Genomic DNA, 17,007 nt, shown 5'->3' on the forward strand with positions numbered 1-17,007 from the left:
GCAATCTGTTTGATATAAGGACCGCATCCATGCACCGCTCGCTCGCAAGCCGCTCTGCACTCGCCCTTCTGTTTGCCCTCGCCCTCGCAGGCGGCGCGGCCGCCCAGCAGGCGCCAGACGCAGCCCCGGCAGCGCCCTGCGGCGGCGATCTGTCCGCCTTCCTCGAAGGCGTCAAAAAAGATGCGGTCGCAGCCGGCGCCAGTGCGGCAGCCGCCGACGAGGCCTTTGCCGGCGCCGAGATCGATCCCAAGGTGCTGAGCCGGGATCGCGCCCAGGGCGTCTTCAAGCAGACCTTCCTCGAATTCTCCCAGCGCACAGTCAGCCAGGCCCGCCTCGACATCGGCCGCCAGAAGATGAAGCAATATGCCGACGTCTTTGCCCGCGCCGAGCAGGAATTCGGCGTCCCCCCGGGCGTCATCACCGCCTTCTGGGCAATGGAAACCGATTTCGGCGCGGTCCAGGGCGATTTCAACACCCGCAACGCCCTGGTGACGCTGTCGCATGACTGCCGCCGCCCGGAACTCTTTCGCCCGCAGCTGATCGCCCTCGTCGAGATGGTTCAGCACGGCGACCTCGACCCCGCCACCAATACCGGCGCCTGGGCCGGCGAGATCGGCCAGGTGCAGATGTTGCCGCGCGACATCATTGCCTATGGCATGGATGGCGACGGTGACGGTCATATCCGCCTGAAGCAGAGCGGCCCGGACGCCATCCTGACGGCGGCGAAATTCATCCAGCATCTCGGCTTCGAGCGCGGCCAGCCCTGGCTGCAGGAAGTGACCCTGCCCGATAATCTGCCTTGGGAAAAATCCGGTCTCGGCGGCACGATGAAAGCGGGTGAATGGTTCGCGCTGGGCGTCAAGCCGCGCGACGGCAATACCGCCTTCGGCAACCTCGAAGGCGACCTCGTTCTGCCGCAGGGCCGCATGGGACCGGCCTTCATCGCCTATCCCAATTTCAAGATCTATCTCGAATGGAACAAGTCGTTCATCTACACGACTTCGGCCGCCTATTTCGGGACCCGCCTTTCGGGCGCCGAGCCCTATCTCAAGGGCGTGCCGGAACAGGGGCTTGCCAGCGACCAGATGAAGGCGCTGCAGACCAAGCTGCAATCGCTCGGCCATGATGTCGGCGAGATCGACGGTATCCTCGGCTCCGGCACGCGTGTCGCGATCCAGAAGGAACAGCAGCGCCTCGGCATGCCGGCCGACGGCTGGGCGACGCCTGCCCTTCTCAACGCTCTCTGATCCCCGTTAGAGCTCACCGCCGCCCGCTTCGCAAGAAACGGGTGGCGCGATCCGCTGCCTGCGCTAAAGCATCAAGCCGAAACCGGTGCCGGTTTTCGGCAAAACAACGGCTTGCGTGGAGGAATCGGCATGGACAGCAGAATGAATGCCTGGACCTGGGGTCTACTGGTCCTGCTCGGCCTGATCTGGGGCGGCTCCTTCTTCTTTGCCCGCATCGCCGTCCAGCACGTACCGCCGCTGACCCTCGTCTTCTTCAGGCTGCTGCTCGCAGCGCTGGCGCTGCATATCTATATCGCCGGCCGTTTCGACTTCTATGCGATCCTCAAGGCCCGCTGGCGCGAATTCCTGATCCTCGGGCTCATCAACAATGCCCTGCCGCATGCGCTGATCTTCTTCGGCCAAACCCGCATCGGCGCCGGTCTTGCGGCGATCCTGAATGCGACGACACCGATCTGGACCGTGCTGATCGCCAACTACTTCACCTCAGACGAGAAGCTGTCGCCGGCAAAGATCGCCGGCTGCCTTGTCGGCCTGGTCGGAACGATCGTGCTGATCGGGCCCGGCATGTCGGCCGGTGGCGAAGCCCCGCTCTGGGCGCTGCTTCTTCCCGTGCTTGCCGCCATCTCTTATGGTTTTGCCGCCACTTACGGCAAACGCTTCAAGAATGTTCCCGCCCCTGTCACCGCAGCCGGCCAGTTGACCGCCTCCTCACTGATTGCGCTGCCGCTGTCGCTACTGGCCGATCGTCCCTGGGCGCTTGCCGCACCACCGCTCGATGCCCTCCTCGCCATCCTGGCGCTGGCACTGCTGTCGACCGCCTTCGGCTACATCCTCTATTTCCGGATCATGGCGTCAGCCGGTGCCACCAACGCCTCGCTCGTCACCCTGCTGGTGCCGCCGAGCGCCATCCTTCTTGGCGTGCTCTTCCTCGGCGAAAGGCTTGCACTGGGTGAATTCGCCGGCATGGCGCTGATCGGTTTCGGCCTCGTCATTCTCGACGGCCGCGCCTACCGCATGCTGGCGAGAGCTGTTTGAACCGGTTGCGAATTTCGTATGTTTTCAACCGGTTGTCCATCCGCCATGTTTTAGACGCATAGGTAAATCCATGGTCGCCCGATTTAACGGCATGTTAAATTGTGTGAACAAAAATTTGTTGAAAATTATTGATTTATATCAAAGGCTTGCAAGACCCCTATTCGACTTATCCACCGAACCGTTCTGCAGCGCAGCATAAGATCTGCTTCCCAACCGACATATTTCAGACATATTATTGGCCGGTTAACGCGAGGAGACAGACATGGGACTCACGCAATCCTTGAATGTTCTGTTGGTCAGTGCAGCGTTTGCTTTCGTCTTGTCCATGCTCTTCATCTGAGCTGGCCGACGAAAGTGTAATGACTGATAGTGCCTAAACTCCTGAATAGCTGATCAATCCGCCAACGAAAAAGCGCATGTCCCGCCCGACATGCGCTTTTCACTTTTACGGCGCCGCGCGTCTTTTCAAACGCGCAAAGATCAGGCGGCTGCGCCCGCACTTTTTGTTTCCCGGCGGGATATGCCGAGATTGTCGAGCACGGCGGAAACCAGCGGCGCACGATTCATCGTATAGAGATGGAAATCATGGATGCCGCGCCGGACGAGATCCTCGATCTGTTCGGCAGCGACTTCGGCGGCAACCTTCGCCCGCTCCTCGGGCTTGTCGTCGAAGCCTGCGAAGCGCTCGTCGAGGAAGGCAGGGATGATGGTGCCGCAGGCGCCGGCAAAACGCTTCAGCTGCGTCAGGTTCTGGATCGGCATGATGCCGGGCACAACAGGGATCGAGATGCCGGCACCGCGCACCCGCTCCAGGTAACGCTCGAAATTGTCGTTGTCGAAGAAGAACTGCGTCAGTGCCCGGTCGGCGCCATTGTCGGCCTTGCGCTTCAGCATGTCGATATCGGCCGCCGTATCGCGGCTTTCCGGGTGTTTTTCCGGATAGGCGGAAACCGAAATCTCGAAATCACCGATTTCCTTCAGGCCGGCCACCAGCTCCGCCGCATTGGCGTAACCGCCGGGATGCGGCTGGTAGGGCGCACCAGCGCCGCCAGGCGCATCGCCGCGCAGCGCTACGAAATGCGTCACGCCGGCTTTGCGGAACGTGTCGACCACCTGATGCGTCTCTTCCTTCGTCGCGCCGACACAGGTGAGATGCGAGGCGGTGGCAAGCGGCGTCTGCGACAGGAAGCGCGTGACCGTGGTCAGCGTCGGCGCTCTGGTGGTGCCGCCGGCGCCATAGGTTACCGAGACGAAATCCGGGTCCCAGTCCTGCAGTTCGCTGACGGTATGCCAGAGCTGCCCTTCCATCTCCTCCGATTTCGGCGGGAAGAATTCGAAGGAGACCCTGATGTTGCGGCCGCGCGCATCGTTTTTCAAAACCATGTCATACCCTCCCGGCAAATGTAGGTTCGGCGCCTTCGCTCGTCTGCGAAGCCATGAGGCGCCTCGGATCGCGCGCGAGCCAGACGGTGACCGTCAACCCCTGCCCGCTTTGCTGACCCGGATGAAGATCGACGACCTGCTCGACGTCGAGCCCGGCCTTGCGCAACCAGTCGGACATCGCCTGGTGCGAAAAACCGAGACGGACATGCGCATGCTCGTCGCGGAGATATTCGAGCGTGTGCGGCGCAAGGTCGATGACCACGAGCCGGCCGCCCGGCCGGAGCATGCGCGCCGCTTCCGCGATCGCAATCTCCGGCTGATCGAAGAAATGCAGCACCTGATGGATCGTCACCAGATCGAAATCCTGTCCCTCGAACGGCAGGTTCAGGATATCGGCGTGGCGCACGGTGGCCTTGGTGATGCGGGACTTGTCGAGATTGGCGCGCGCCACGCTCAGCATGTCGCGGCTGGCATCAACGCCGGTCGCCCGCCGGTAGAGCCCGGACAGGAGTTCGAGGATGCGGCCGGTGCCGGTGCCGAGATCGAGCAGCGAGTCGATCGGCTGGCTGCCGAGCAGCCGGATGACGGCGGCGTCGACCTCCTCATCGGCCGCATGCAGGCGGCGAAGCTCGTCCCATTCGGCCGCGTTGCGGCTGAAATAGGCCTGCGCCCGCTCGGCGCGCTGGCGCTTGACCTGCGAAAGCCGCTCGCCGTCGCGAAGGATGGTCGGATCGTTCTCGGAAACATGCTTGAGCAGCGCCCGCACCAGCATGGCGGCCTTGCCGTCCTGCTTCAGGCGGAAATAGGCCCAGGCGCCCTCCTGGTAGCGTTCGATCAGTTCGGCCTCGCCGAGCAGCTTCAGGTGACGGGAGATGCGCGGCTGGGATTGGCCGAGAATTTCGGTAAGATCGGTCACCGTCAGGTCGCCGCCGTCAAGAAGCGCCAGAAGACGCAGGCGCGTGGGCTCTCCGGCCGCCTTCAAGACGTCCACCAGCGCATCCAGTCCAAGCTTCAAGGGTTCGCTCATCTTCGATCCAATCAAGATATAAAGATATCTTTATGTGATTTGAAAAGCGGTGGCAAGCGAGAATTCGCTCTCTCCACGAAATTGCCTGCTCAAATTGCGACAGAGCCAGACATGAAAAAGCCCCGGCCGAACCGGGGCTCTCGCAAGCGAAAACAGCTGGAATAATTCAGCGCGTCAGACGCTTGTGGGCCTGGCTGCCCGGGTTAAGGGCGTCGGGGCCAAGGCGGCGCACCTTGTCCTGTTCATAATCCTCGAAGTTGCCTTCGAACCATTCGACATGGCCGTCGCCTTCGAAAGCGAGGATATGCGTCGCCAGACGGTCGAGGAACATGCGATCGTGGCTGATGATGATGGCGCAGCCGGCGAAATTCTCAAGCGCGTTTTCCAGGGCACCCAGCGTTTCCGTATCGAGGTCGTTGGTCGGTTCGTCGAGCAGCAGAACGTTGCCGCCGGCTTTCAGCATCTTGGCAAGGTGAACACGGTTGCGCTGACCACCCGAGAGATTGCCGACCTTCTGCTGCTGATCGCCGCCCTTGAAGTTGAAGGCGCCGCAATAGGCACGGGAGTTCATGTCGAATTTGCCGAGCTTGATGATTTCGGCGCCGCCGGAGATTTCCTCCCAGACCGTCTTGTCGGCCGCAAGGGTGTCACGGCTCTGGTCGACATAACCGAGATGCACGGTCTCGCCGATGCGGATCGAACCGCCATCCGGCGTTTCCTGGCCAGTAATCATCCTGAATAGCGTCGTCTTACCGGCGCCGTTCGGGCCGATGATGCCGACGATGCCGCCCGGCGGCAGCTTGATCGACAGATCGTTGATCAGCGTGCGGCCCTCGAAGCCCTTGGTGATGCCGTCCATCTCGATGACCACCTGGCCGAGCCGCTCGCTGACCGGGATGATGATCTGCGCGTCGCCGGGACGCTGCTTCTCGGCGGCATCCACCAACTGCTCGTAGGACTTGATACGCGCCTTGGACTTGGCCTGACGGGCCTTCGGGCTGGAAGCGATCCATTCCTGTTCGCGGCTGATCGCCTTCTGGCGCGATGCGTCTTCGCGGCTTTCCTGCAACATGCGCTTGGCTTTCGCCTGCAGGTAGGCCGAATAGTTGCCTTCGTAGGGAATGCCACGGCCGCGGTCGAGTTCGAGGATCCAGCCGGTGACGTTATCCAGGAAGTAGCGATCGTGGGTAATCATCATCACGGCGCCCGGATAGTCGCGCAGATGTTTTTCGAGCCAGGCGATGGTTTCGGCGTCCAGGTGGTTGGTCGGTTCGTCGAGCAGCAGCAGATCCGGCTGCGAAAGCAGCAGGCGGCAGAGCGCGACACGGCGTCGCTCACCACCCGAAAGGCTGGTGACATCGGCGTCACGCGGCGGGCAGCGTAGCGCTTCCATCGCCATTTCGACCTGGCTTTCCAGATCCCAGAGGTTCTGGCTGTCGATGACGTCCTGAAGCTTGGCGCCCTCTTCCGCCGTCTCATCGGAATAGTTCATCATCAATTCGTTGTAGCGATCGAGGACAGCCGTCTTCGAGGCAACGCCTTCCATGACGTTCTCGAACACCGTCTTGTTTGCATCGAGGTGCGGCTCCTGCTCTAGGTAGCCGACCGTCGCACCTTCGGCGAGCCAGGCTTCGCCGGTATATTCCTTGTCCTGGCCCGCGATGATGCGCAGTACGGTGGATTTACCCGCGCCGTTCGGACCGAGGATACCGATCTTGGCATCGGGGTAGAACGAAAGGTGGATATTCTCCAGGATCTTCTTGTTGCCATAGGCCTTGTTGAGGCCTGACATATGATAGATGAACTGACGTGCCATGATGCGCTGCTCCGGGCGGGAAACTTCGATTGTGCCGCTATGTAGGCGAAACAGCGCCTGCGGGCAACGTCGAAACCCGGTTTACTCAGGAATTCCGGTCAAAAGCCCGCAGCGTCGACGACGCCTTCGTCGCAGCCGAACGAGGTTTTTCCAGCGCCCTGGATCAGATCGGCAAGCCCGGCACTTTTCGCCGAAGCCGCTCCGGCAGCTTCCGAAAGCCCGATCGTCAGCTCGCTGATCATCCTGATATTGCCGGCCCGCCGGCAGCTCATCTTGACACGATCGCCGGCACCCGGCCCGAAGCTCTTGTCGAAAGCCGCCTTGATCGCTTCGGCCTTGACCGGCTTGCCGATATTGGCAGCGAAGAGATCGCGCACGGCCGACGCGTTGAGTGCGCCCACGAGATGCACACCGACGCCGAAATAGTCGTCGGCACTCATCTTCGTGCAGGTGCCGTGCTTCACCCATTCATGCCGTTCCAGGCCGGATTGCGTGCCGGGCATCGCCTTGGCAAGCGCCGTCTTCGTCTCCGCTGCAAGCGTGACCTCCGGCAGCTTGTTCCAGTCGCCGTCCTTGTCGGCGGTCTTCTGATCGGCGCTTACGCCGCAATAATCCTGCCGCATCGGCCAGAGCCCGTGCAACGAGAAGTTCGTCGCGTCAGGGCGCTCGCCGGTCTGGCTCGCGCATTCAGCCTTCTTCTGGTTTGTCTGGCAAAAAGCCGGCTGCCAGCTTGCCGCCAGAATGAAGCGGGTGCGCCCGCCGGCCTCCTGCGCCACGGCAGCGCCGGCAATAACCATCGACACAGCGAACGACAAAGTACGCAACTGCATGCTGCTCATTTCAACCCCCAAAAAAGAACAATACAGGAACAAATAAGCATGAAGATTGAAAGGCCGCAACCCTGAATCGCAACAAGGCCGCAATTTGTTATCGAATAATCAAGCGCCCATGTTGCAATTACCCGGCGATCTGGTCTGTTGCCGCCGGGAGGATCCACATGTTTGCTGAAACGCAAAGGCTCGTCGTGCCGGGGGCGTCGCTGGCCTATCACCATGCCGAGGCCGAAGCTGCGGCCCGCGGCATCCTATTGATATCGCATGGCTTGGCCGAGCATTCGAAACGATACCGCTCCTTTGCCGAGGCGATGGCAGTGCGCGGCTATCACGTCTATGCCCACGATCATCGCGGCCACGGCGAGACGACGGCACCCGATGCGCCGATCGGCCGCTTTGCCCGGCGCGGCGGGGTCGAAAGGGTGATCGGCGACGTCATCGCCATGCGCGGCCATGCGGCCTCCCGCCATCCCGGCCTGCCGGTGATCCTCTTCGGCCATTCGATGGGCGGCCTCATCGCCCTCAATGCTGCCGTCACGGCTCCGGCCGACTTCCACGCAGTCGCCGTCTGGAATTCGAATTTCGCCGTCGGTCTTGCCGGCCGCGCCGCCCAGGCGATCCTGCTTGCCGAGCGCATGGTGAAGGGCTCCGACGTACCGAGCGGCCTGCTGCCGAAGCTTACCTTCGGCGCCTGGGGCAAATCCATTCCCGGCCGTCGCACCGAGTTCGACTGGCTGTCGCGCAGACCTGATGAAGTCGATAAATATATCACCGATCCACTCTGCGGCTTCGACGCCTCAGTCTCCCTCTGGCTCGATCTCTTCGACCTGACCTTCCGCGCGCCGCAAAAGATCCATCTCGACCGGCTGCCGCGGGGCATGCCGATCCATCTCGTCGGCGGCGGAGAGGACCCGGCGACGGAGCGTGGAAAAGCCGTGCTCTGGCTGTCAAATCATTTGAAAGGCCGGGGCTTCTCTCGTATCAGCACTCAGATATATCAGGACATGCGACACGAAACGCTGAATGAGATCGGCGCGGATGCGGCGATCGCAGCCTTCGCCGAGTGGTGCGACAGGGCCGTCGCGAGATCCTGAGCGACCAATATCCTTAGTCACAGGGATTTCATCATGAACAGCACCTCCGCCCGCCCCGTTTCGTCCGCCTCCGACGTGACGATGGGGCTTGTGCTGATGGTTCTCTCGGTGATGGTCTCGCCGCTCATCGATATTTTTGCCAAGCTTGCGATCACGACCGTGCCATCCGGGGAGATCACCGCCGGCCGTTTCATCGTCCAGGCGCTCTGCATGCTGCCACTCGTGATATGGCGGCGCAGCTTCGCCGATTTCTCCTGGCGACAGAGCTTGTTCCATGCCATCCGCGGCGCGATCATCACCGTCTCGATGATCTCCTTCGTCACGACTCTGAAATATATGGCGGTCGCCGACGCAATCGCGATCTTCTTCGTCGAGCCGATCATGGTGACGATCCTCGGTGGCATCTTCCTGAAGGAGACGATCGGCTGGCGGCGTTATACCGCCTGCGGCGTCGGCTTTTTCGGGGCGATGCTGATCATCCAGCCGAGTTTCGAAGAGGTCGGCTACATCGCGCTTCTGCCTGTCGTCAGCGCGCTCTGCATCGCCATCTTCGTGCTGATGACCCGCGCCCTCTCGCGGAGGGAAGACCCCTGGTCGATGCAGTTCCAGATGAGCATCTGGGGCCTGGTCTTCTGTGTCCTCCTGCTTTTCCTGGGTCAGGGAACCGGCTCCGACCTCTTCGATCCGGTCATGCCGGAAGGCCGCGCCTGGTTCTATGTCGCCGGCGTCGGCGCCATGGCCGCAATCACCGGCATCCTCGGCGTCTATGCCTATCGCGCAGCACCGGCCTCGACGCTGGCACCGCTGCAATATCTCGAGATCGTCTCGGCAACGATCTTCGCCTGGTTGGTCTTCGGCGACTTTCCGGATGCGGTCAAATGGCTCGGCATTGCCATCATCGTGGCATCTGGCTTCTACATCCTCTGGCGCGAGCGCCGCTTTGCTTCAAAGCCTGTATCCGATACATCTGAGGTGACGCTGGCACCGTAGACATTGCCGGGAGGAACATGACAGAGACCGTGACGAAAAAGCCGCCGCTTGCCGGTATCCGGGTGATCGAGCTTGCCCGCGTGCTCGCCGGCCCCTGGGCGGGACAGATGCTCGCCGATCTCGGCGCCGACGTCATCAAGGTCGAAAATCCCGACGGCGGCGACGATACGCGCCAATGGGGCCCACCCTTCGTCGAGGGCGCCGACGGCGAGAATCTCTCGGCCGCCTATTACCACGCCGCCAATCGCGGCAAGCGCTCCGTCACCGCCGACCTGAAGAGCCCCGAGGGCCAGGATCTCGTCCGCCGCCTCGTCTCCACCGCCGATGTGGTCATCGAGAATTTCAAGCTCGGCGGCCTCGTCAAATACGGGCTCGATTATGACAGCCTGCGTAAGTTGAACCCGAAGCTCGTCTATTGTTCGATCACCGGCTTCGGCCAGAACGGCCCTTATGCCAGCCTCGCCGGTTATGATTACATCGTCCAGGGCATGTCCGGCTTCATGTCGATCACCGGCGAACCGGGCGGCCAGCCGATGAAGGCAGGCGTCGCCATCGCCGATATCTTCACCGGCATCTATGCCGTCTCGGCAATCGAAGCCGCCCTGATCCACGCCCTGAAGTCAGGCGAAGGCCAGTTGGTCGACATGGCCCTGCTCGATGTACAATCGGCCGTGCTCGCCAATCAGAACATGAATTACCTGGTTTCCGGCGAGGCACCGACCCGCCTCGGCAATGCCCATCCCAATATCTCGCCCTACGAGGTCGTGCCGACGGCGGACGGGTACCTCATTCTCGCAGTTGGAAACGACGGGCAGTTCCGTCGCCTCTGCACCATCCTCGGCCTGGAGGCCATCGCCGGCGACGAGCGTTTCGCCACCAACAAGGCCCGCGTCGGCAATCGCGGCGAAGTGCGACGCCTCGTCTCCACCGAGACGTTGAAATGGCAGAAGGCGGATCTGCTGAAGGCCTGCGAGGAGAATGCGGTTCCATCAGGCGCCATCAACACGATCGAGGAAATGTTCGCCCATCCGCAGATACAGGCCCGCGGCCTGCGCATCGACCTTGCGGATGCCGCCGGCACCGTGATCCCCGGTGTCAGGACGCCTGTGGTGCTGTCGGAGACGCCGCTGCGTTATGTCAGGCCGAGCCCGCGTCTCGGCGAACACCAGGTAGAAATTATGGCGGAACTCGCCGAGCGCGAGAGGAAGGCATCGTCATGAAGAAGGCATTGTCATGAAGAAGACGGGCGGAGAACTGATCGTCGAGGCACTGAAGGCGAACGGCGTCAAGCGCCTCTCATGCGTGCCCGGCGAGAGCTTCCTCGCCGTGCTCGACGCGTTGCGTGACAGCGATATCGACGTCCTCGTCTGCCGCCAGGAGGGCGGAGCGGCGATGATGGCGGATTGCTGGGGCCGGCTGACCGGCGAACCCGGCATTTGCATGGTGACCCGTGGCCCCGGTGCCACCAACGCCTCCGCCGGCCTGCATATATCAAAGCAGGACTCGATCCCGATGATCCTCTTCATCGGCCAGGTGCAGCGGGAAGCACGCGAGCGCGAGGCCTTCCAGGAGGTCGAGTTCCGCCGCGCCTTCACCGAATTCGCCAAATGGGTGGGTGAGATCGACGATGCCGCCCGTATTCCCGAATTCGTCACCCGCGCCTTTGCGGTCGCCACCTCCGGCCGGCCCGGCCCCGTCGTGCTGACGCTGCCGGAAGACATGCTGCGCGATGAGGTCGAGGCACCCCGCGCCAGGCACTATGCCAGCGTCGAGGCCCATCCCGGCAGCCGCCAGATTGACGACTTCTATCTCCGCTTGCTGAAGGCCGAGCGGCCGATGGTAATCCTTGGCGGCACACGCTGGGATGCCGATGCCGTCGCCGATTTTCAGAGCTTCGCCGAGCGTTTCCAACTGCCCGTCGGCTGCTCCTTCCGCCGGCAGATGCTGTTCGATCATCTTCATCCCTCTTATGCGGGCGATGTCGGGATCGGCATCAATCCGGCATTGGCAAAAGAGATCAAGGAGAGCGACCTGCTGATCCTCCTCGGTAGCCGCATGTCGGAAATGCCGTCCTCGTCCTATACGCTGATCGATATCCCCTACCCCCAGCAATCGCTGGTGCACATCTACCCCGACCCTTCCGAGCTCGGCCGCGTCTATCGCCCGGATCTTGCCATTTGCGCGGCACCTGCCGATTTCGTCGCCGCGCTCGCCGATCTGGAAGCGCCGGCCGAACCGCACTGGACCGAGCGCACCGCGGGCCTGCACCAGGCCTATCTCGCCTGGTCGACGCCGCCCTTGAGCGGACCAGGCGCCGTCCATATGGGGCCGATCATGGAATGGCTGGAGGCCAATACCAGGCCGGAGACGATCTTCACCAATGGTGCGGGCAACTACGCCACCTGGGTGCACCGCTTCCATCGTTTTCGCCGTTTCAACACCCAAGCCGCCCCCACCTCCGGCTCGATGGGTTACGGCCTGCCGGCGGCGGTGGCTGCCAAGCGGCTGTTTCCCGAGCGCGAGGTCATCTGCTTTGCCGGCGACGGCTGCTTCCTGATGCACGGCCAGGAATTCGCCACCGCCATCCGCTACGACCTGCCGATCATCGCAGTCGTCGTCAACAACGGCATCTACGGCACGATCCGCATGCATCAGGAACGCGAGTATCCCGGCCGCGTCAGCAGCACCGATCTGACCAATCCCGACTTCGCGGCCCTTGCCCGCGCCTATGGCGGCCACGGCGAGACGGTGGAAACGACAGCGGAATTCGCCCCCGCCTTCGAGCGGGCACGCGCCAGCGGCAAGCCTGCAATCATCGAGGTCAAGCTCGATCCCGAAGCGATCACGCCGACACGCACGCTCTCGGAAATCGCGCAAACAAAAAGCCGGTGAGCACGCGCAGGTGCTCACCGGCTTCAGGTAATCGCAACGGTCCGACTTAGTCGAGTGCGGCCGTGATGATGAACTCGACCTTGTATTTCGGCGCAGCGAGCTTGGCTTCGCTGGTGGCGCGGGCCGGCGGATTGGCCGGATCGATCCAGCCTTCCCAGACGGCGTTCATCTCGGCGAAATCGGCGATGTCGGCGAGATAGATGATCGTCTGCAGGATCTTCGACTTGCTGCTGCCTGATGCAGCCAGCAGGCGGTCGACTTCGGCAAGCGAAGACTTGCACTGATCGGTGACGCTTTCGCCCTCGCCGACCTGACCTGCGAGATAGACCGTATTGCCGTGAATGACGGCGCCGCTCATGCGCGAGCCGACGTCGATACGCTTGATACTCATTATGGTCTCCTGAGTGAATGGAAGGTGAAGGCGCTGAGGTTCAACGCCGGAAAATCGGCACCGGAACGGGGCTCAATTACGGATATGGTGGGTCTTCTGGTAGATCGCCGTCGAGCGTGCGCCAGAGCGGCAATAGCCGAGCATCGGCCGCGGGAATTCATCGAGCGCGTCGACCATGCCCTGCACGGCTTCCTCGGTCACGCCCATCGGTCCAACCGGCACATGGGCGATCTCGAGGCCGAGCTCCTTGGCGCGCGCCTCGATGACGGAGAACGACGTCTGGTCGGGACTTTCGTGGTCGGGGCGGTGGCAGACGATCGATTTGAACCCCAGCGCCTTGATCTCGTCGAGTTCCTCCAGCGTGATCTGGCCTGAAACCGAATATTCATCGTCGATCTGGCGAATATCCATCGTCTTGTCTCCTCAAAAATCGTGGGCTGAAGGTCTACGACGGAGGTCTGCCAGCGTCAACAACACTTCGCTCACCGAAAGGTAAAGGTCAGCGCATAGCTGCGGCTCTCGCCGGGCGCCAGCATATTGAACTCACCAGCGGCCTCAAGCTCATCGCGCGATATCCAGCGATGCGAAACCGGCTCGATACCGATGATATGGGCCGGCGTCTTCTGGTTTCGCCAGACCTGCAGATGGGGCAACGTGTCGGCGCGGAAGCGCACACACAGCGTCCTGCCGCCGATTGCAGCGATCGGTCCGAGGCGGACCTCCGCGAAACCCTCCTCCGTCGCCGGCGCCGCGACGCAGAAGATGCCGCCCGGCTCCTCCCCGAACGCCCAGGGGAAACCGCCATTCTCCAGCATCCGGCCTTCGAGCCGCGTGCCCTCGTCCAGCCATTTGCCGCCAGTGTTTATGTGGTACATCAGGAAGGTCGGCATCGTCCGATCGCTCGTATTGACGACCCGGTCCTCGAGCCGCACCTCGCCGGTCGCCCCGTCGATCCGCCACAGCCGCTCGATGCGCTGCGGCAGTCCTTCGACGGTGGTGATGTCGATATCGGCGCGGCATTCGGCATTGCCGTTCTCGAACTTCGTCCACAGCACCTTTGCCGCATGGCCGGAGGCCGATCCGTGCAGCGGATAGACCTTGCCGTCATCCCGACCGGGAATCGGCTGGCGGTGGCGGATATGATCCGGCCCGCAGGTGAACAGGAAGCCTTCGAGCGAGTGATCGATTCGCGCATCACCGTCGTCGGGAATGGCGCGTTTCGGCGCGATATCGACACCGTCGACGATGCATCCACCGATATCCAGCACCGATGTTTCGTCCAGCATCAGGCGCGGCCCGCTTGCGGCGGCAAATTCGATCATCACGGTCTCCTCGGGGAATTATCGGCCCTTAGAGCGCCGTGCGTCCTTTCGGACGTACAAAGACGCTCTAACACATTGAATCGACGCATCATGCTTTCCGAAAATCGATTCCGCTTTTCGAAAAGCATGATGCGCTAGCGTTAGGTTTCGCGCCGCCATTCGTCAATCAGCGCCATCCCATCTTGTGTTTTTGCAGCAACCGTGGATTTTGCGGAACTGACACAAGGACGCAAACGTTTATGAGTAAAAGGAAATCTTAGTGATTTTCATATTTTGTTCAGCACGGTTTCATAAATTCCACACTAGCGTCAAAATTCGCAGGTGTGTGTCTGCCCAGTCACTGTTCGAGGTATGAGACGTGAATCGCTTTTTGAAGTCGGCATTTTGCTTCGCGGCCGTCCTGGCTGCCCTTGCGGCTACACCGCCGGAGGCAGGCGCGCAGCAGTTCCGCGACCGCCGCCAGAGCGATATCGTACTTGTGACGCCAAGCGGCGAAATCCTCGATTATGTTCCAGCTGGCTATATCTACGCGCGGGACCGGAGTGGCAATCGCGTGTTGATTGACGGCGATGGCAACGTCGTTGCCACCGAGATGCGCGCGCGGGGCTACTATCCGCCGCGGCCGGGCCCGCGCGAGGTCTATAACGACCAATATGGCAACGACCCCTATTATTCCGACAACAATCCCGATGGCGATACACGTTATTCCGAGCGCGGCGCCGTCACCGGCGGCATTCCGCGTGATGCCGCGATCGAACGCCGGCCGCTCGGCGAGCAGCCCTATCCCGATGATAACAGCATCGGCAATCCACAGCCTGGCGACGACTATGCCTCGATCGACCCGGACCAGCAGATCCCGCCCGCCGACCAGCCGAAGGCAGCACCCGATGAGCCCGTCATCACGCTGAAGAACAAGTCGAAGCCCGAGATCGTCGCATTGCAGGTCTTCCTCGATCGCGCTGGCATCTCTCCGGGCGTCATCGACGGCCATATGGGCTCGAACGTCACCAAGGGGATCTATGCCTATGACCAGATGACCGGGTCGAAGCTCGATCCCAACGACACCGATGCCATTCTGGAAGAGCTGCGCATGAATGGTGGCCTGCCTGTCATCAGCTACACGATTACGCCGGCCGATGCTGCCGGCCCCTTCGTTGCCGAGATCCCGGAAGACTATTCACATAAGGCGCTGTTGCCGTCGCTGGCTTACACCTCGACCACCGAGATGCTCGCCGAGCGTTTCCACATGGATGAGGCTTTCCTCAAGGAGATGAACCCCGGCGCCGACTTCACCGTTCCCGGCACCGTCATCAAGGTCGTTAATCCGGGCGAGCCGAAGAGCGGTGAAGTCGCCCGCATCATCGCCGACAAGGGCCGCAAGCAGGTCTTCGCCTATGACGGCGCCGGCAATCTCCTCGCCGCCTACCCGGCATCGATCGGCTCCACCGACACGCCCTCTCCGTCAGGCTTGGTGAACGTCGAGCGTGTCGCCTTCAATCCCGGTTATACCTATAATCCGAAGATCAATTTCCAGCAGGGTGCCAACGACAAGATCCTCAACATCCCGCCCGGCCCGAACGGCCCCGTTGGCACCGTCTGGATGGCGCTCTCCAAGCCGACCTACGGCATTCACGGCACGCCCGAACCCTCAAAGATCGGCCGCACTCAGAGCCACGGTTGTATCCGTCTGACCAACTGGGATGCGACAGAGCTTGCCAAGATGGTCAAGCCGGGAGTGACGGTCGAATTCGTCGACTGAACATACCATCGCGTCTTCAGGCGGAATGATCGCAAAGCGAACAGACAACAATGTTACGCGACTGGATCGACCAACACGCGGCTGGATCGGTGCTGCCCCGCACTTTGACACAACAATCTAGCGCGGGCCGCGACGGCAGTTCAAAATTGCTCTCCCGTACCAAAGTTTGGAACTCGAAAGCGCGCCAAAAAGCTAGTAAATCTGTAGATTTCACTTCCTAACATTTTGGAGGTCGTATGAAATCGCTTGTTCGATTGGCTTTAAGCGTTTTGGCGGGTTTGGTCGCAGTCGGCACGGCGCAGGCTGCCGATGTCTCGGAAATTCGCGTGGACTGGGCGACCTACAACCCGGTCAGCCTCATTCTGAAGGATGAAGGCATCCTGGAAAAGGAATTCGAAAAGGATGGGATCAAGATAACCTGGGTCCAGTCCGCAGGCTCCAACAAAGCCCTGGAATTCCTGAATGCCGGCTCCCTCGACTTTGGTTCGACGGCGGGTGCGGCTGCATTGATCGGCCGCGTCAACGGCAACCCGATCAAATCCATCTATGTGTATTCGCGTCCGGAATGGACCGCGCTCGTAACACGCAAGGATACCGGCATCGCCAAGGTCCAGGACCTCAAGGGCAAGTCCATCGCCGTGACGCGCGGCACCGACCCGCACATTTTCCTGGTGCGCGCCCTCGCCGATGCAGGTCTGACTGAAAAGGACGTTTCGCTCGTTCTGCTACAGCACGCGGACGGCCGCCTTGCGCTGAAGCGGGGCGACGTCGACGCTTGGGCCGGCCTCGATCCGATCATGGCCTCCGCCGAGATTGAAGATGGCGATGTGCTGTTCTATCGCAAGCCGGAAAACAACAGCTGGGGCGTGCTTAACGTGCGCGAAGAGTTTGCTACCGCGCATCCTGATCTCGTCAAACGCGTGCTTGCTTCCTACGAGAAGGCGCGCATTGAAGCTCTGAAAGATCCGACCGAGCTCAAAGCCGCCCTCGTTGCCGCCACCAAGCTGCCCGACACGGTGATAGAGCGCCAGCTGGAGCGCACGAACCTCACATATTCCGTGATCGGCGATGCACAGCGCGAGACGATCGAAGCAGCGGGTCTCGCTTTGCAAAAGGCCGACGTCATCAAGGCGGATGTCGATGTCGTCAAGACCGTATCGGAGCTGGTCGATCCCAGCTACGCCTCGGCCGCTCTCGGCCAGTGAAGCGATAGAAAGA

The 17,007-nt window shown here is 61.6% G+C and carries 15 protein-coding genes; 8 read left to right on the forward strand and 7 right to left on the reverse strand.

Annotation, left to right across the window (positions count from 1 at the left end; all coding sequences use genetic code 11):
• Positions 1-29 precede the first annotated feature (29 nt).
• A complete protein-coding gene (locus CUJ84_RS14930) occupies positions 30-1,247 on the forward strand; it encodes a lytic murein transglycosylase (protein WP_105008200.1) in 1,218 nt (405 codons plus the stop codon).
• A gap of 129 nt (positions 1,248-1,376) precedes the next feature.
• Entirely contained in the window at positions 1,377-2,282 is a 906-nt protein-coding gene (locus tag CUJ84_RS14935; RefSeq protein WP_105006784.1) for a DMT family transporter, read from the forward strand.
• Positions 2,283-2,762: 480 nt separating this feature from the next.
• Here the strand turns inward: CUJ84_RS14935 and metF are convergent, their stop codons facing one another.
• The 4 genes from metF to CUJ84_RS14955 form a co-directional block, all read right to left on the reverse strand.
• Positions 2,763-3,665, reverse strand: coding sequence for a methylenetetrahydrofolate reductase [NAD(P)H] (gene metF, locus CUJ84_RS14940; protein WP_105006785.1), 903 nt, complete (start codon positions 3,663-3,665; stop codon positions 2,763-2,765).
• Position 3,666: 1 nt separating this feature from the next.
• Positions 3,667-4,692 (reverse strand): ArsR/SmtB family transcription factor, encoded by a 1,026-nt coding sequence (locus CUJ84_RS14945; protein ID WP_020050858.1) that lies wholly within the window; start codon positions 4,690-4,692, stop codon positions 3,667-3,669.
• 166 nt (positions 4,693-4,858) lie between these two features.
• The gene (gene ettA / locus CUJ84_RS14950; RefSeq protein ID WP_012758311.1) at positions 4,859-6,508 is read right to left on the reverse strand and encodes an energy-dependent translational throttle protein EttA; all 1,650 of its coding nucleotides are present in this window, start codon (positions 6,506-6,508) and stop codon (positions 4,859-4,861) included.
• Between the two features lie 98 nt (positions 6,509-6,606).
• A complete protein-coding gene (locus CUJ84_RS14955; RefSeq protein WP_018494817.1) occupies positions 6,607-7,347 on the reverse strand; it encodes a ribonuclease T2 family protein in 741 nt (246 codons plus the stop codon).
• Positions 7,348-7,505: 158 nt separating this feature from the next.
• Between CUJ84_RS14955 and CUJ84_RS14960 the strand changes: the two genes are divergently transcribed.
• From CUJ84_RS14960 to CUJ84_RS14975, 4 genes are read left to right on the forward strand one after another with little or no spacing between them, the layout of a single operon-like run.
• Positions 7,506-8,435, forward strand: a complete 930-nt coding sequence (locus tag CUJ84_RS14960) for an alpha/beta fold hydrolase (RefSeq protein ID WP_105006786.1) — start codon at positions 7,506-7,508, stop codon at positions 8,433-8,435.
• 33 nt (positions 8,436-8,468) lie between these two features.
• On the forward strand, positions 8,469-9,425 hold the full coding sequence (locus tag CUJ84_RS14965) for a DMT family transporter (RefSeq protein ID WP_105006787.1): 957 nt from the start codon (positions 8,469-8,471) through the stop codon (positions 9,423-9,425).
• A 17-nt stretch (positions 9,426-9,442) separates the two neighbouring features.
• Positions 9,443-10,645, forward strand: coding sequence for a CaiB/BaiF CoA transferase family protein (locus tag CUJ84_RS14970; protein WP_105006788.1), 1,203 nt, complete (start codon positions 9,443-9,445; stop codon positions 10,643-10,645).
• 13 nt (positions 10,646-10,658) lie between these two features.
• Positions 10,659-12,317, forward strand: a complete 1,659-nt coding sequence (locus CUJ84_RS14975; protein ID WP_105006789.1) for a thiamine pyrophosphate-binding protein — start codon at positions 10,659-10,661, stop codon at positions 12,315-12,317.
• Positions 12,318-12,363: 46 nt separating this feature from the next.
• On the opposite strand, the gene CUJ84_RS14980 is transcribed toward CUJ84_RS14975, so the two are convergent.
• The 3 genes from CUJ84_RS14980 to CUJ84_RS14990 all read right to left on the reverse strand — a co-directional run bounded on the left by CUJ84_RS14980 (position 12,364) and on the right by CUJ84_RS14990 (position 14,030).
• Positions 12,364-12,708: a RidA family protein gene (locus tag CUJ84_RS14980; protein ID WP_003541466.1), complete on the reverse strand. Its 345-nt coding sequence runs from the start codon at positions 12,706-12,708 to the stop codon at positions 12,364-12,366.
• Between the two features lie 72 nt (positions 12,709-12,780).
• Positions 12,781-13,119 carry a TIGR01244 family sulfur transferase gene (locus CUJ84_RS14985; RefSeq protein WP_018074112.1) on the reverse strand — a complete coding sequence of 113 codons (339 nt, stop codon included), beginning with the start codon at positions 13,117-13,119 and terminating at the stop codon, positions 12,781-12,783.
• A gap of 71 nt (positions 13,120-13,190) precedes the next feature.
• Complete coding sequence (locus CUJ84_RS14990) at positions 13,191-14,030, reverse strand: aldose 1-epimerase family protein (protein ID WP_105006790.1); 840 nt, start codon at positions 14,028-14,030, stop codon at positions 13,191-13,193.
• 358 nt (positions 14,031-14,388) lie between these two features.
• On the opposite strand from CUJ84_RS14990, the gene CUJ84_RS14995 reads away from it, so the two are divergent.
• The gene (locus tag CUJ84_RS14995) at positions 14,389-15,789 is read left to right on the forward strand and encodes a L,D-transpeptidase (RefSeq protein ID WP_105006791.1); all 1,401 of its coding nucleotides are present in this window, start codon (positions 14,389-14,391) and stop codon (positions 15,787-15,789) included.
• Positions 15,790-16,025: 236 nt separating this feature from the next.
• Positions 16,026-16,994, forward strand: coding sequence for an aliphatic sulfonate ABC transporter substrate-binding protein (locus tag CUJ84_RS15000; RefSeq protein ID WP_105006792.1), 969 nt, complete (start codon positions 16,026-16,028; stop codon positions 16,992-16,994).
• Positions 16,995-17,007 lie beyond the last annotated feature (13 nt).

The sequence above is a fragment of the Rhizobium leguminosarum genome (assembly GCF_002953715.1).
Classification (GTDB): Bacteria; Pseudomonadota; Alphaproteobacteria; order Rhizobiales; family Rhizobiaceae; genus Rhizobium; species Rhizobium leguminosarum_V.